This is a genomic window from Williamsia sp. CHRR-6, assembly GCF_018474015.1.
Taxonomy (GTDB): Bacteria; Actinomycetota; Actinomycetes; order Mycobacteriales; family Mycobacteriaceae; genus Williamsia_A.
Genome location: NZ_JAHCSG010000009.1, coordinates 39,530 through 52,996 on the forward strand (window position 1 = coordinate 39,530; position 13,467 = coordinate 52,996).

Genomic DNA, 13,467 nt, shown 5'->3' on the forward strand with positions numbered 1-13,467 from the left:
CCATCACAACGTTCCTACGTTCTGCGTTCATAACGCCAGAACGTCCTGACCAAGATCGAGAGAGGACACGGCCATGGCCAACATCGTTGTGTGTCATTCCCGCAAGGGTGGGGTGGGTAAAAGCACGCTCGCATACGAGCTGTCATGGCTCCTTGACGCTGTGCTCGTCGACTTCGAGCATGACGGCGGCGGCGTCACCGCGACCTGGGGATACCGGCCACTCGAACGGCTCCGGGTCCCTGTCCTGGACGCACTAGAAAGCGGGAGGACTCCCCGGCCACTCAAGGGATTCCACAAACCGAGGCTCGTTCCCGGTCACCCCGAGCTTCTTGATCAGCCACATGGCCAGGAGGACGTCGCCACCGCCTTGGAGCAGTGGGCGGGGGAGTGGGACACCGACTGGGTCGTTGTCGACACACATCCCGGCGCATCGGCGCTCGCTCACGGCGCCCTGATGGTCGCCAACGTCGTGATGGTCCCGAGCCCGCTCAAAGTGAAGGACCTCGCGGCCCTAGAGCACCTTGTCGCCGACATGGCCGATTACCCGGTGGTGATCTCGCCAAGCATGGTTCCCGCTACGCCGCCCCCGCAGATGGTTGCGCGCCTTGAACGAGCCATCGAGGGAACGCCGGTGCAGGTATCCGCCCCTATCCCCGACAGTCGAACTGTCGGTACCAGGACCAAGCGCGTCGCGATCACGTCGGAGTCGCCGGTGCCGAAGAAGCTGGAGAAGGTCGCCGCCGCGTTCGACGACACGGCCAAGTTCGTGAAGGAGTACGTCCAGTGAGCGGTCTCGATCAATTGAAGAGCCAGACGGCCAAGCGCAAGGGCGGCGGCCGATCTATGCCGCCGCCGCGTCACAAGCCTCGTCAGGAGCAGGTCGAGATCCCTGACGAGCAGGCGGCGTCACCAGTGACCCCAGTGCCCGACAGCGTCAAAGAATCCGCTCCGCCCCAACCGCAGACAGCGGCCCCCACACCGGCAGCGAAGGCCGAAACCGCTGGGGGCGATACCGCGCCGCGGGAGGTCCCCGCGGCGCCAGCTGAAAAGCCGCGGCCGGCGGCACCCGCGGCGGCCTCGGCCTCCGCCAAGCAGCGCAAGGTCGGGCCGACCACGATGTACTTCGATGTCGAGACTGACGACTGGCTCGAAGACGTCCTCGCCATCGGCCGCCGGGGGACACCCAAGGTGTCCAGCAAGAGCGCGATCGCCCGCCTGGCGATCCGCCAGCTCGCCAAGCGCATGACCGTCGAGCAGGTCGTCGAGGAGCTACGTCGCGGCGCAGCGACATCCGGAAACCAAACAGGTCGACCACGGCTCTAACCAGCGTTGTAACGCTAGAACGTTAGACCGTCAGACGCGCACATTGCCTCGAACGTGCGTTCGATATAGATTAGCTCCAGCGTGGCCTGGGGGGACGTGGGAAGCGGAACCCCGGCCACGCGACATATGACGGTCTCTGTCGCGGAAGTCAGGAACGTTCCGGTGACACGCGACCCCGACCAGGCTCTACATCTGTTTCAAGCCACGGTCAGACAGACCGGGCCGGGGGAGTGGTCAGAGTCCCGCCCCCGTAACTGTTTTCGAGGCCACGACCTTACCCGGCCCCGCTCATTGCTGGTGGGGTGGGATTCGAGCATCGACCCTCCGCATCGGATCTGGATCTGCCGTACGTGCGGCGACGTCATCCACAATCTCGCACCAGACCAGCAGCGCGAGGCGATGCGGCCGGTACGGCTCGACCACTGTCATCCACACCAGAGCCTGTCGCCGTTAGCCGGCGAGCCGCCGGCCGAGCATTGATCGCGGGGTAGTAGTGAGTGGGTTGCCCACCGGTGATGGACTGCCGACCCCGGCTGATGGACGGCACTCCGGCTACCGCCGGGCCTGCGTCCGACCACAACCCCGCGCCAGGCCCACACCCGTGGACAACCCCGTCAGGCGCCGGCCAGCGGTTCCACCTCAGCACCCATTCGTCGCGGCGTATCGCCGGGCGCGGCACTGGTTACGTGCGGTGGCGAACCGAGAGTGGACGGATCTTGCTGGTTGATGCGCCGGCCGTGCTCCCGGCCTGGTCACCGCGGATAGTCACCGCGGATAGCGAGCTATCCATACCGCAATCCCGCAAGCGGTTTTGATCTCATACCCGCGTTACCGCTAGCCCGCATGCGGTAAGTATGGTTTACTGTTGTTCCCGCACTACCGCGACTGGCTTGCGGGGTCACGGTATTTACCGCAAGGCGTTTTGCGGTAAATACCGCATGCATGTTTGACCGCTCAACCGAGCGCGGTTATTGCCTCAACGCCGCATGACTGCATGCGGTATTCGACGAGAAGGGGTACCAACATGATCGTCTCGGTTGTCAACACCAAAGGCGGAGTAGGCAAGACAACGTCGAGCCTGTTCATAGCCAACGAGTTTGCCTTGAGAGGTAAGCCAGTCACCTTCGTTGACCTCGACAAGCAGGGCTCAGCGACCTCGTGGGCCGACAAGGCCTCCGACCGCGGCACACCACTGCCGTTCAGGGTCGAGGTGTCGAACACGAAGCGGCTCGGGCGGTGGAGCGAGTCCCTAGACCCCGATTCGGTCCTTGTTATCGACACTCCGCCTGGGGACAGCGCGATCATTGACGCCGCAATCGATGCCGCGGACTTCGCTGTCATCCCCACTCAGCCGTCGGCGGCAGATACGGAGCGCGTCTGGGAAACGCTTCCCTCGCTGCCCAAATCCACGGTGTATGGCGTGCTCGTCACCGGTGCAACTCTCCACACGAAGCTCCTCACCACCACCCTGGCCGCGTTTGATGAAGAAGACATCTCACGCTTCGACACTGTGGTCCGATTTCGGCAGGTCTACCGGCAGAGTTTCGGGCACCGACCCCCACACGACAGCACCTACTCAGACGTAATCGACGAGATCGTGAGTGCGCTATGAGTATCAAGAAGCCGGGAAACCCCAGCACAGAGGACATGCGGCCGCGCAAGGCTGTAGCCACAAGCTTCACCCGACCATCCGACGGCGGATCTCAATCACAACTCACCGTGCGAATCGATGCCGGGCTCCACAAGCAGTTCAAGGCTGCCACGGCTATGGCTGACCAGTCGATGTCAGAAGTGATCGAACACCTCATCCGCGAATGGGTAGCCAGCAAGCGGTAAATCCCGCAACACCGCACGCGACCTTGGCGGGTGGTCGTCAAACTGACCCGCCAAGGTCGCTGAACACAGATTGGAGCTGTGCCTAATGAGCGACGTTACAAGCCCGCTGGTGAGGCGGTTGGCGATTGTGCTCGCCGCGGTGGTGGCGGCCGGTATCGCTGTCGCCGCGTTCGTTCTGAGTTTCGCCGCGCTATGGGACGTGGCGACCCGAGTATGGCCGTCTCGCCACCTGAGCTGGCTGGGACCGGTGGTGGTCGATGCAACGATCTTGCAGGCCACGGTGAGTCTAGTTGCGGTGTCGTCGTCGACGCGGGTGGGAGAGCGGCGCTACTTCTGGGCGCTGCTGATCGGCGCCGCCTCCACTTCGGTCGCTGGCAATGCACTGCATGCTGTTGTGCCGGCTTCCCAGCCGCTTGCCTCGTGGGTTGCAGCGTTGATCGCGACGATCCCTCCGGTGTTCCTGTTGCTGAGCACACACTCGCTTACGTTGTTGATCCGGAGGCGACCGGAACCGATCGGGGCGGCGGTCGTGACAGCTTCTGCGGTCGTCGAAGCCGGTAACGCACAGGCTGGGACCACCAACACTGCGGCCATGAACCCGGCGCCTATGGCCGTCGGCGAGGGTGTGGCACCTACGACTACGACATCTGATGGAAGGCAGGCAGCGGAGGTCGACGTTGCACCGGTGCTGCCTGCCAGTGATGCCCGGCCGTTCCTTGAGCCGGCGCGTGCACTGCGTGAGCTCCACAATTTCGACACCCCGACCAGCCGGATAGCGGCGATTCTGCACCACCTCCACACCAACCCCGACGCCTCGCACCGCGAGCTCGGCACAGCTGGAAACGTCCACCACAACACCGCAGCAAAAATCGTCAACGCCTACCACGAAACAGAACTCGTTTCGCGGTGACGTGACCCCCGGGGGAGCTGACGATTGGAACCGTGCCTGATGCAAGTCGTTACTGAACCGCTGGTGAGGCGGGTGGCGAGTGTGTTCGCCACCCGCCAGGCGGCCGACGCAATCACAGTCGGGGTGCAGACGATCTTCGCTACCGCGCAGCGGGTCTCGGCATGAGCCGCCCTGCACGTGGTCATGGACTGGTTGCACTGCTCGATGCCACTGCATCGCTGATCGCCGATAGGGGAGTGGGTGGCCTGAGAATCCGTGACGTCGCTGCTCGAGCAGGGCTGTCTGTGGGGTCGGCTACGTATCACTTCGAGACGCGCGAGGATCTCGTGTACGCCGCGCTACTCAGGCACACCACCCGTGTCGAGCACCTGGTGGCCGAACACGGCCAGGATGCGATCGCAGCCGTCTACGGAGATCGTGACTTGGCGCTGCTCACCGTGGAGCTCCACCTACACGCGGCCCGTACAGGTGGTGACGCACTCGACTTGTCCCGCCGCTTTCGCGATGCGTTCACCGAGTACATCGACCCATCGAGCCTCGCTGTACTCGATGGCGCCGCGATCGACTGCGCTGGTCGGCATCGAGGCGCTCCCGACCGCTACCGCACGGCGATGGGACCGATCATCGACGCCGCAGTCACACCATCACTTCCATAAGCTCGCTGAAACCCGAGACAGGAAAAGCCTTATGAACTTCCAACACAAGAGTGTCCACATCGTCAGAATCGTCGATGTGACAGCCGCGGGTGACACACATGTCTGGTACGTCGGCCCCTACGGTCACAGTGACGCCACCCAGGCCGCGCGGTCCCTCGAGGTGGCGGCCGCTCACAACACGGACCGTGAATGTGTCGTCGAGGCACTGTTCTCCAACAGCGAATGCCTCCGAGTTGTCGGCGGTGACCGCGTCACGCTCGGATCGCTGCAATGACCACGGGCAGCACACGACGCGGGGAAACGACCAGCGTTTACGGACGGGTTTACCGCCGCCGGTCAGAGCAGTCGGCGGATTCGTGCTGCCTCGGCGATGTCTTCGCGGAACTGATCGAGGGTGGCCAGGGTGTACATGCCGTCGATCTGTTCGGTCGCCCACAGTGTGTGGATGCGGCCGAGGTCGGCCTTTCGTGACTTCCAGCCGATCCCGTCGATGACGGCGATGACGAACTGGCGGGGGAGCCGAACCTCCGCCATTTCCACGATTTCGCGGACGGCGTCGGCCAGCTTGCTGCCGGTGGAGTCAAAGCCCTTCGCAGCGACGACGATTGCGGCGTCGTCGCTGTCGGGGATGACCAGGTCGCAGGGCGCGGTACGCCCGTTGCGTCCAGTGAACCGGGTCCGCGTCCTGTAGGTCAGGCCCAGATCTACGGCGATGGCCTCAATCCCGTCTTCGACCTTGCGGCCCGAGGCTCCGGCCCGAGCGGCGGTGACGCGGGTCCCGGCGCGGGCGACGAGCACGTCACCGAACCCGTACTGGCGGCCGACTTGCACGGTGAGGGATCGCAGGAGATCAAAATCCCGGTCGAGCCAGCCGATGAGAGCGGACGGTTCGCGCAGGGCGAGGGTTTTCGCCCCGGAGGTGTCGAAGGCGTCTCGCATGGCGTTCTTGAGCTTCTCCTGCGAGAGGCCAACGACGAGGCCGAGGACGGGCACCGAGTCGGGGTGTGTCTGGACCCATGTCGCGACTGTGGCCACGTCGAACTGGGGGGGAGGAGCGCAAGGGATTCGGCGGCGGTGCGGATCGCTTCTGCTTCCGGTGTCGAGGCTGTGGGGTCGACGTGGCCGGTAAGTCGCCCCAGGGTGCTGAGGTAGTCGTCGAAGGGGACCGCCGTGCTCATCAGTCCCGTCCGATGAACAGGTACTCGCTCACGTCTCGCCGGGTGGCGGCTGCGTGGGTGCCAAAGCTGTACTTGTGGTCGATGGCGACGGTCTCCACATGGGGTTTGACCTTGCCCAGCAGATCGACGATGCGGGTCGCGTCGGGGATCGCGTTAGAGGAGTAGGAGAGCACGATCGCCCCGGCGTCGCTGAAGTGCTCGAAGGTCCGCAGCAACGCGTCCTCGATGGTGCGTTTGTAGGCGAACGGGGTGAACTGCTTTTCGAGCTTCTTGGTCTTGGTGTCCTCCATGATGGTCACCCCGCGCCAGTACAGGCTCAGGCCTTCAAGGAAGTGATAGCGCTTGATGTAGTCGTTGTCGTCGGTCGGCGGGGCGTACGGGGGGTCGAGGTACACCAGGTCGACAGGCTCGTGGGCCAGGTCGAACACGCTGCCGGTTACCGCGCGGCTGCGGGCGCCGTTGCTGAACACGGTCGCGTTGTACTCAGCGACCCGTTCGCGGAAGTGTTCGCGCAGGGTCAGCCGGAGGTCTCTGCGGCCGTCTGCGTAGCGGTTAGAGTCGGTGAAGGTAAACACCCCGCGAGGCTGTTTACGCGCCGCTGAAAGCACGAGAGCGGCTATGGCGAGGTCGCGGCGGTACCCGGTCAGAAGGTCGATGTGTGACCACGCCGAATCCAGGAACGCCCGGTCGGCGGCGGTGAAGTAGAGGCCGTCGAACGTCGACTGGATGAAGTCACGGTCATCAGCCGGCGGCCCGCAGATCTGATCGACCAGCTCGCCGTCAAGACGAACGCTGGAATTGGCGACCGTCGCGCGGGCAATGGAGCCGGGGAAGTGCAGGTAGTCGTTACTGGTGACCTGATAGCCCTGGTTTTTCAGGAGGTAGGACACCACTCCGGATCCGGAGAACGCATCGATCGCAGTGGCGCCGCCGATGTCGGCGAACGTGCGTTCCAGGTGCGGGACCAACCGATACTTCGACCCCATGTAACGCAGACGAGGGAACTGCTGGGTGCGCGCAACGACTTGCGCCGAGGTCAGCACTGCTCGCGGGGTCATGCCCACCAGCTTTCCATGACCTCGTGGCCCAGACGGACGTAACGCTGGGCGCGTCACACCGTGTTGCTGGACCTCGGACTGCCTGCGATGTTTTAGCCGGGGCCGCCGCCACCCGTCCGCAGACCACCGATACGGTGGCGCGCCGGGAGGTACTAGGGCGGAGAACCTGGGTGATGGATTTTCATGACTACCTTTGGGTCGAGGACTTCGGGTGGTTCACCTCAGATGGCTACTCGCTGGCTCTGATCGAGGCGAGCACGGCGGAAATGGCTCTTGCCGGCCTAGGAGCCAGCGATGACAAGATCGTCCGTCCTGGTGCTCAGACGGCGATACAAGATGCCTACGACCTCGGGGAACGGCTGGGTGTCAACGGTGTCGACACCCAGCTCATCGCTGCCGCGGATCTCGAGGGATGGGCGATACTCCTGCAAGCGCCGGGCTTTATTCCGATCTCCCCAGGTCCGATGAAAGCTATCGTGGCCGAGCGCAATGCCGTGGCCCATGGCGCCGACCGTTTCGTGTGGTGGTCGGGCGGAAATGAGCGGATCTCGTTCGAGCCGCTTCTGCCGCGGTCCGATCTCCTGGGGGTCCTGGCCGACCGACAGCCTGCCGACGCCCGAGAGGAGATCATCAGCCTGATCGTGGAGGTTGGTGGCATCGACCTTGATGAGAACCCCGACCGCGAGATCCACCACGTTGCGGGATCGTTTGCATTGGCGGAACGGCTCACCGGGGTCCGGGTGACTGAGCAATTCTTGCGTGAGGCCGAGTTCACGGTCGCCGCAGTCGAGGTTGGCGTGGGGCTGTAAGTGCCTGTTGCGCAGCGCTGCACCTGTTCGCCGGCGACGGAAACGTTCAACAACGAACGAACAACTCTGGCCGGACCCTTGTCTCGCGCTACCGCACCACCGCCCTATGCGACTACCTAGCTAGACGCCCAGCAACGCCGCCGCGATCTTTCCTTCGGCGACTGCTCCATTGGCCCGGTCGCTGCGACCCGCGGGGTTGACCGTCGCCTATCTCACCTCGGCCGCAGCCTGGGCGGCCGTCGACATCGCCCGCCAGACGTCACCGACGCAGACCGTGGCCACCGTCGGCGTAGCGCTACTGGGGATGGGGTGGGCAATCGCGCTGCACCGCAGCGGACACCGGTTCGTTCACGCCGCTGCCCGCCGCTACGCCCACGAATTGTTCAAGGCCGCTTACACGCTGCCCCGCATCGCCGCAGGAAACCCGCCGACCGCGCCCCGATTGGCCCCGTGAGTACCCACCCGTCGCCGATAGACAGCCCAGGTTCGGCAAACTTCGGAGAATGGGCCTGATGTGGATCGCCGCCCTCGTGGTGCTGATTGTGACCCGTACTCGGGTTCGCCACGTGACCGGCCCGGCACCCCGGGCTTTCTGCCTCGTAGTTGACAGATGACAGCGTCAACGACTCGATGAGTCGCGCGTAGAGCGGGCGCGAGGTGAGTGCGCCGCCGCGCTCCAAGCGGTCCGGGTGATGTCTGGTTTGAATTCGTCCCAGTTGTGCGCCGATAACAAATCTTATGTCAGGTCCTCGAAAGCCCCTGCCGTTGGGCGCTCGGGATCGCCGCGACGAAATCGCCGAACAGAACCGGGCCGCAGGACAGTGCGCGAGCAGCAGCGAGACGGCGGTGCGGCGCTGCCGTGACTTGATGCACCGGCGTTTGCTCGGCAGTGCATTGCGCGTTCGAAACGTGCATATGTGCGATTCGCTATCCTGAGGTGTGGGCCCCGCGCATTGGCAGCTTGTCGACGCGTTAGACCCGGCCATCGGAGCTCCCTGCGGTCGCACTGGGAAAAGCATTCTTGTTTGCCCTTCTGGCCGTCCGATTTTGACCGGCGTCGTCCGCCGCACAACAGCGCGTTCGCGGCCTCCGGCGGGACCAGCACCAGTTTTCAAACCGTCCTCGCTGCGCTCGTGAAAACTGGTGCTGCTCCCCTGTTGCGCTCTGTCCTCCTATGCCGGTCTTTATCTCCCTTGCCAGAAGGGCAAAAAAATTGGCGGACACCGGGTCTGCCACCGTTTTCGAGGGAGCCTCACCATGACCGAGCCCATCCGCATCACCACCGCCGCCGACCTCGTCGCCTCGATCCCCGCCCTGCTGGGGTTCGTCCCGACCGAGTCGATGGTGATGGTCGTCCTGCGCGGTGAGCGGGTTCTGTTCACCGCCCGCCACGACCTGGCCGCAATCACCAACGGCCACGACGCCGCCACCCTGGCCGAGACCATCGCCGCCAACGGTGCCGAGCGGGTGTTGCTCATCGGGATCAGCGCCGAGCCCAGCATCGCCGCCCACACCGAGATGGTCGGGCACCTCGCGGGATACGCGATCGACGTCCACCGGCAGATCCACGTCAGCACGTGCGGGCACGCCACCGAGTACATCGATTACGAAACCGGCGAGACCGGCATGACCCGCGACTACCGCGACAGTGCATACACCGCCCACACCGCCGTGGAGCACGGCCAGGCCGTCCGGGCATCGCGCAAGGACTTCGCGGCGATGTTCGCAACCACCACCGAGGCCGCGCCGGTCGACCCGCAGACCATCGACCCCGCACAGGTCGCGCGGGACATGGCGGCGGCAGTCACCGCCAACACCGACCCCGGCCCCGAGCTCGCAGCGCAGTTCGGCGCACTCATCGGGGACGTCAAGAAGCGAGACGCCATGCTTCGGCTGGGTATCAGTCAGACCGGCACCGCCGCCGTCGTCATGGCCCGCACTGCAGCGCACCTGCGGTCACACGCCCGCGCCCGCGTGCTCGCCCTCGCGATGTACTTCTTCTACGTCGCGGGCAACGGAGCAGCAGCCGGTATCGCCGCCGCCACCGTCACCGACGAGGGACTCGAGCCGACCAGCTTCATGCAGCTACTCGACCGGTCACTGCGGGCCGCGATGCACCCCGACGGGTTGAGTGACCTCATGCCCACCCAGGAGGACGCCAGCACCTACCTCGGCGCCCCGTTCCCGATCTGACCGGTCGGGTGGGTATCGGCCCCAGGGAAGCGGGAGCCGATACCCACCCGACCACACGGCAGTTCAGTCCAGACCCGGCGCCTGCCGGAACGACACATCAGACCGCTGCGCCGCCGGCCGCGCACCCTCAGCCACCAGCACCTCGACATCCTCCACAGAGGGCACCGGCACCGCATCCGACACCGCACGACGCAACTCACGCTCAACAGGACTGGACATGTCCACCACGCTAACCGGCCGCCCCCGCCCGCCGGCCATACAACTCCCGCGTGGCGACGAGCCGCCGACAGGCTCCGCCCGCCGGCGGTGTCGCTGGCGCGACAAGGACCGGGCCTGGCGGCCCGGGCTGATGCCCCACGAGGCAGCGGCGGCTACGCCGCCGCCGTCTCCACCACCAACAGCCGGCCGGGAGGAACTGTCATGTAACCCGTTCCGTCAACGTCAACCGACAGCACCCAACCAGCGATGGCCGCGCGAGTGGCGTCCTCGTCGACCTCCAGATCAGCGTCGCCGTGCAACAACCACTGAGTCGTCGTGTATGCGACAGGATTACGGACCTGTGCAACCGGCGTCGGCAGTCCGATCAACGACTCGAGCTCGGGAGCCGGGGACAAGTTGAACCACACCCGAGTCGACTTCCGTTTTCCCAGCTGCGATTCCGCGAAGTCGAAGTCAGCGCGCGCGACGTACATGACCGTCTTGTCCCGCTGATCGACCGCGACGAGGTGATCGACGCGCAGAGCGGACCACCTCGGAGATGTCTTGACCAGCGTCGATGTTCTTCAAACCGTTGTCCTCGGAGATGAAGACGAAGATCGTCTCGCCGTCCGCGTCGTACGTGGTCGCCTCGCTCACCACGAATCCGCTTCTATAGCAGATACATGATCTATCCATCGAGTACATCTTTTAACCTCAGTGCTGCCGCGTCCCTGGCGACCTCCCGGGCAAACGCCGCTCCCGCCCAGCGCCCTGGCCTGGTGTTGCGGTCGAGGTGGCCGCCGGGCGTCACCTGTGGTGGTCAGGAAGGGCTGGCGTGCTACGTGTGACAGCAACGCCCCTGAGGCGGAACTGCGTTCGAGAGTGTGTGGAGCGTGTCGGGTTCCTGCCAGACTGCAGTGACGCCTCACCCTTCCGAACGGACCGCAACGTGACCCCCTCCTCCCGCCCGTCCATAGCGCCCCAGCGCGTCCTCGACATCGACCTGGACTTTTTCGTCACCCCGCCCGTGCACTTTGCCACCAGCGACGGCCCCCGGCCGTCGTCGGAGGACCACTCGGTCTGGCCGCTCGCCCACGCCACACGATTCCTCCGCGACACGTGCGGCGTGACCCAGAAGCTCCCCGGATTCGTTACCACAACCCACGATCAACTGTTCTTCCAGTGGCGCGATGCCCTCGAGCGAGACATCCTCACCCCTCCGTTCCACGTCACCCATCTCGACGCACACGCCGATCTAGGACTGGGCGAGAACGGGTACACGTACCTGATGACCGAACTGCTGTTCACGCCGCCTACTGATCGGCCGTACGCGGTTCAACCCGACGGGCGGACCGGCATCACCGAAGGCAGCTTCCTGCTGTACGCCATCGGATGCCGATGGATCAGCGACCTCACCTACGTATACGGGGACGGCGGCGGAAGCGACGAGCTGCCGTACGCGATGAAGTCATTCGATGCCCGCGCCGACGAGATCCAGCTTCCGGCAATCCGACCGGAAGAATTCAGGAGATCGAGCACGAGCGGTCAGCCGCCCGAGGCGGAATCCCACGAACCGGCCATCCCCTACCACTCAACGCACGCTGAGCGCTTCGTCACGACCGAACCCTACGACTTCATCTGCCTGACAAAGTCTCCCGGCTTCACCCCGCCGACCGCAGACCCGCTATTCGACCTAATCCTCAGCGAGTTCTTCGCATAACAAGCCCAAGCCCGTCCCCATTGCCCTCTGTGATGAAGCGGGCTGATGGAATGGACACCGGTGGTCAGGAGTTGTGTGCCGCGGCGTAGGAGTCGCGAATCGGAGTGGGGATTCTCCCCCGGTCAGGAACCTCGATGCCATTCGCGCGCGCCCAGGACCGGATCGCGGCGGCATCATTGACACCCGGAACACGCGCGCCGACAGGGCGAATCGCGGTGCGGCGTGCCACCGACCCGCCGGGACACGTTCAACAGCTGCGCCACGGTAACTGAGTCGTCGCCTGCCTCAATCGCAGCGAGACGCTCACTGTTGGTGTCGAATTCGTAGTCCACGCCGCGCCAGGACCAGACCACTGTTGTGGCCTGGTCTGCGGTGATCTTGGTGTCGTCGAGATCGTCGACGTAGATGGTGTTCACGGTTTGCGCCATATGTGATCGCCCCCAATGCTGGTGTCTATCGGTTAGGCCCCCACCCAGTCCGACACGGTACAGAACAGGCGCACGAGTTCGCCGAAAGTCACGACGCCTGGTTGCGGCGGTTCCAGTCCTCGACGTCGGTGGCTTCCTGCTCCCGTCGCACCCTGTCGTCGCGGCGGGCACGCAACTGTCGGGCGTACTCGGCGGGATCAGAATCGCGCAACGTCAGCCACGTTCTGCACCTCGGACACATATCTGGATCATCGGGGTCCACAGATGTCGGCAGGATTACCCGCACACGGGCCCCGCAGACCGCTTCGTAGTGCTCCCAATATGAGCTGAATAGTGGCTCGCGCATCGAATCCAGGACCGTCAAGGAACGGGTGCGCACCCGGCGATCGGGGTGCACATCGACCGCGTGGACTTCGCCCGGGTCCGCGGGCAGAACCGGGTCGATCTTGTGGTCGACGGGGTCACGCCGTTCGTCGTAGTGCCGCAACGCTGCCCGCGTCCCGGTGATTCTCACGGTTGCTCGCCCCCGGTCGCGGGCAACGCGACCTCGATGGTCTGCTCCCCCAATCGTGCTGTCAGCACGACATCCTTCGCGCCCGCCGCCGCCAAGTAACTCGCCAACGTGGACAGCAGCACATCGCCCCTCGACTCCAAACCCGACACCGCTGCCTGCTTGATGCCCATTCGTTGGGCCAACTCGGTCTGCGTGAGGTGCGCGGCCTGGCGCACTGCCGCCAGCCCCATGGCGTGCACCCGGTCGGCCTGGTCCATCTCGACGCGGATCGTCTTCACACGCTCGTTGGTGTCCGGGTCGCTCAGCAACCCCGCCAGCCGATCATTGCCCCGCACGAAACGCTCAGCCATCACCGCTCACCTCTCTCGTCCTTGGTCTGCATCAACCACGCTTCCACTGCTGCGTCGGCCCGCGGCCCGACGCTGTCGTAGAACACATCACCCATCCGCGCCTTGTCGCCGGCGAACAGTGCCACCACCGCCCGGTTGTCGTCGGTGAACCACACGATCAGCCGCACGGCGATCCCCTGCCGAAACGGATGCGACACCCGCCAGACCGGGAACCGACGCGACTGGCGTACACGCTTCAACGTCGCCGTCTCCTCGGTCGGCGGCGCGTCGAGCTCGTCGAGCACCTGCAACTCC

At 64.9% G+C, this 13,467-nt stretch carries 19 protein-coding genes and 1 pseudogene; 10 read left to right on the forward strand and 10 right to left on the reverse strand.

Annotated elements, in window-relative coordinates; genetic code table 11:
* Window positions 1-73: 73 nt before the first annotated feature.
* The 6 genes from KIK15_RS17850 to KIK15_RS17875 all read left to right on the forward strand — a co-directional run bounded on the left by KIK15_RS17850 (window position 74) and on the right by KIK15_RS17875 (window position 4,725).
* Window positions 74-787, forward strand: coding sequence for a ParA family protein (locus tag KIK15_RS17850; protein ID WP_214246167.1), 714 nt, complete (start codon window positions 74-76; stop codon window positions 785-787).
* On the forward strand, window positions 784-1,323 hold the full coding sequence (locus KIK15_RS17855) for a hypothetical protein (RefSeq protein ID WP_214246169.1): 540 nt from the start codon (window positions 784-786) through the stop codon (window positions 1,321-1,323). The genes KIK15_RS17850 and KIK15_RS17855 overlap by 4 nt, the downstream gene beginning before the upstream one ends.
* 1,024 nt (window positions 1,324-2,347) lie before the next feature.
* Window positions 2,348-2,935, forward strand: coding sequence for a ParA family protein (locus KIK15_RS17860; protein ID WP_214246170.1), 588 nt, complete (start codon window positions 2,348-2,350; stop codon window positions 2,933-2,935).
* Window positions 2,932-3,159 carry a plasmid partition protein ParG gene (locus tag KIK15_RS17865; RefSeq protein WP_214246172.1) on the forward strand — a complete coding sequence of 76 codons (228 nt, stop codon included), beginning with the start codon at window positions 2,932-2,934 and terminating at the stop codon, window positions 3,157-3,159. Before KIK15_RS17860 ends, KIK15_RS17865 begins: the two co-directional genes overlap by 4 nt.
* Window positions 3,160-3,286: 127 nt before the next feature.
* Complete coding sequence (locus tag KIK15_RS17870) at window positions 3,287-4,069, forward strand: DUF2637 domain-containing protein (protein ID WP_214246174.1); 783 nt, start codon at window positions 3,287-3,289, stop codon at window positions 4,067-4,069.
* Window positions 4,070-4,230: 161 nt separating this feature from the next.
* The gene (locus tag KIK15_RS17875) at window positions 4,231-4,725 is read left to right on the forward strand and encodes a TetR/AcrR family transcriptional regulator (RefSeq protein ID WP_214246176.1); all 495 of its coding nucleotides are present in this window, start codon (window positions 4,231-4,233) and stop codon (window positions 4,723-4,725) included.
* A gap of 336 nt (window positions 4,726-5,061) precedes the next feature.
* Here KIK15_RS17875 and KIK15_RS17880 read toward each other — a convergent pair.
* Both KIK15_RS17880 and KIK15_RS17885 read right to left on the reverse strand, forming a co-directional pair.
* A pseudogene (locus KIK15_RS17880) lies at window positions 5,062-5,903 on the reverse strand (hypothetical protein).
* Window positions 5,903-6,961, reverse strand: coding sequence for a DNA adenine methylase (locus KIK15_RS17885; RefSeq protein ID WP_250324925.1), 1,059 nt, complete (start codon window positions 6,959-6,961; stop codon window positions 5,903-5,905). Before KIK15_RS17885 ends, KIK15_RS17880 begins: the two are co-directional and overlap by 1 nt.
* Before the next feature lie 173 nt (window positions 6,962-7,134).
* Between KIK15_RS17885 and KIK15_RS17890 the strand changes: the two genes are divergently transcribed.
* The 3 genes from KIK15_RS17890 (at window position 7,135) to KIK15_RS17900 (ending at window position 9,963) form a co-directional block, all read left to right on the forward strand.
* Window positions 7,135-7,770 carry a DUF6461 domain-containing protein gene (locus KIK15_RS17890; protein WP_214246178.1) on the forward strand — a complete coding sequence of 212 codons (636 nt, stop codon included), beginning with the start codon at window positions 7,135-7,137 and terminating at the stop codon, window positions 7,768-7,770.
* Window positions 7,771-7,966: 196 nt separating this feature from the next.
* Entirely contained in the window at window positions 7,967-8,224 is a 258-nt protein-coding gene (locus KIK15_RS17895; RefSeq protein ID WP_214246180.1) for a hypothetical protein, read from the forward strand.
* Window positions 8,225-9,027: 803 nt separating this feature from the next.
* Complete coding sequence (locus KIK15_RS17900; RefSeq protein ID WP_214246183.1) at window positions 9,028-9,963, forward strand: DUF4192 family protein; 936 nt, start codon at window positions 9,028-9,030, stop codon at window positions 9,961-9,963.
* A 63-nt stretch (window positions 9,964-10,026) separates the two neighbouring features.
* Here KIK15_RS17900 and KIK15_RS17905 read toward each other — a convergent pair whose 3' ends face one another.
* The 3 genes from KIK15_RS17905 to KIK15_RS17915 all read right to left on the reverse strand — a co-directional run bounded on the left by KIK15_RS17905 (window position 10,027) and on the right by KIK15_RS17915 (window position 10,818).
* Window positions 10,027-10,182, reverse strand: a complete 156-nt coding sequence (locus tag KIK15_RS17905; RefSeq protein WP_214246185.1) for a hypothetical protein — start codon at window positions 10,180-10,182, stop codon at window positions 10,027-10,029.
* Window positions 10,183-10,334: 152 nt separating this feature from the next.
* Window positions 10,335-10,655 (reverse strand): hypothetical protein, encoded by a 321-nt coding sequence (locus KIK15_RS17910; RefSeq protein WP_214246187.1) that lies wholly within the window; start codon window positions 10,653-10,655, stop codon window positions 10,335-10,337.
* Window positions 10,636-10,818 (reverse strand): hypothetical protein, encoded by a 183-nt coding sequence (locus KIK15_RS17915; RefSeq protein ID WP_214246189.1) that lies wholly within the window; start codon window positions 10,816-10,818, stop codon window positions 10,636-10,638. The genes KIK15_RS17910 and KIK15_RS17915 overlap by 20 nt, the downstream gene beginning before the upstream one ends.
* Window positions 10,819-11,005: 187 nt before the next feature.
* Between KIK15_RS17915 and KIK15_RS17920 the strand changes: the two genes are divergently transcribed.
* A complete protein-coding gene (locus tag KIK15_RS17920; protein WP_214246191.1) occupies window positions 11,006-11,881 on the forward strand; it encodes a UPF0489 family protein in 876 nt (291 codons plus the stop codon).
* Window positions 11,882-11,945: 64 nt separating this feature from the next.
* Here KIK15_RS17920 and KIK15_RS18935 read toward each other — a convergent pair whose 3' ends face one another.
* From KIK15_RS18935 to KIK15_RS17940, 5 genes are all read right to left on the reverse strand, one after another.
* On the reverse strand, window positions 11,946-12,110 hold the full coding sequence (locus KIK15_RS18935; RefSeq protein ID WP_214246193.1) for a histone-like nucleoid-structuring protein Lsr2: 165 nt from the start codon (window positions 12,108-12,110) through the stop codon (window positions 11,946-11,948).
* Window positions 12,055-12,297, reverse strand: a complete 243-nt coding sequence (locus KIK15_RS18510; RefSeq protein ID WP_214246195.1) for a histone-like nucleoid-structuring protein Lsr2 — start codon at window positions 12,295-12,297, stop codon at window positions 12,055-12,057. Before KIK15_RS18510 ends, KIK15_RS18935 begins: the two co-directional genes overlap by 56 nt.
* A 100-nt stretch (window positions 12,298-12,397) precedes the next feature.
* Window positions 12,398-12,520 carry a hypothetical protein gene (locus KIK15_RS18645; RefSeq protein ID WP_284150032.1) on the reverse strand — a complete coding sequence of 41 codons (123 nt, stop codon included), beginning with the start codon at window positions 12,518-12,520 and terminating at the stop codon, window positions 12,398-12,400.
* A gap of 299 nt (window positions 12,521-12,819) precedes the next feature.
* Window positions 12,820-13,173, reverse strand: a complete 354-nt coding sequence (locus KIK15_RS17935) for a helix-turn-helix domain-containing protein (RefSeq protein ID WP_214246197.1) — start codon at window positions 13,171-13,173, stop codon at window positions 12,820-12,822.
* Window positions 13,173-13,467, reverse strand: a 295-nt coding sequence (locus KIK15_RS17940) for a hypothetical protein (RefSeq protein ID WP_250324926.1), incomplete at its 5' end; no start/stop codon positions are given. The genes KIK15_RS17940 and KIK15_RS17935, both read right to left, overlap by 1 nt.

Coding starts and splice junctions, on each gene's coding strand:
- KIK15_RS17910 (WP_214246187.1), bottom strand. CDS start 10,655: ATGTACGTCGCGCGCGCTGACTTCGACTTCGCGGAATCGCAGCTGGGA.
- KIK15_RS17885 (WP_250324925.1), bottom strand. CDS start 6,961: ATGACCCCGCGAGCAGTGCTGACCTCGGCGCAAGTCGTTGCGCGCACC.
- KIK15_RS17900 (WP_214246183.1), top strand. CDS start 9,028: ATGACCGAGCCCATCCGCATCACCACCGCCGCCGACCTCGTCGCCTCG.
- KIK15_RS17865 (WP_214246172.1), top strand. CDS start 2,932: ATGAGTATCAAGAAGCCGGGAAACCCCAGCACAGAGGACATGCGGCCG.
- KIK15_RS17890 (WP_214246178.1), top strand. CDS start 7,135: ATGGATTTTCATGACTACCTTTGGGTCGAGGACTTCGGGTGGTTCACC.
- KIK15_RS17905 (WP_214246185.1), bottom strand. CDS start 10,182: ATGTCCAGTCCTGTTGAGCGTGAGTTGCGTCGTGCGGTGTCGGATGCG.
- KIK15_RS17935 (WP_214246197.1), bottom strand. CDS start 13,173: ATGGCTGAGCGTTTCGTGCGGGGCAATGATCGGCTGGCGGGGTTGCTG.
- KIK15_RS17850 (WP_214246167.1), top strand. CDS start 74: ATGGCCAACATCGTTGTGTGTCATTCCCGCAAGGGTGGGGTGGGTAAA.
- KIK15_RS17860 (WP_214246170.1), top strand. CDS start 2,348: ATGATCGTCTCGGTTGTCAACACCAAAGGCGGAGTAGGCAAGACAACG.
- KIK15_RS17875 (WP_214246176.1), top strand. CDS start 4,231: ATGAGCCGCCCTGCACGTGGTCATGGACTGGTTGCACTGCTCGATGCC.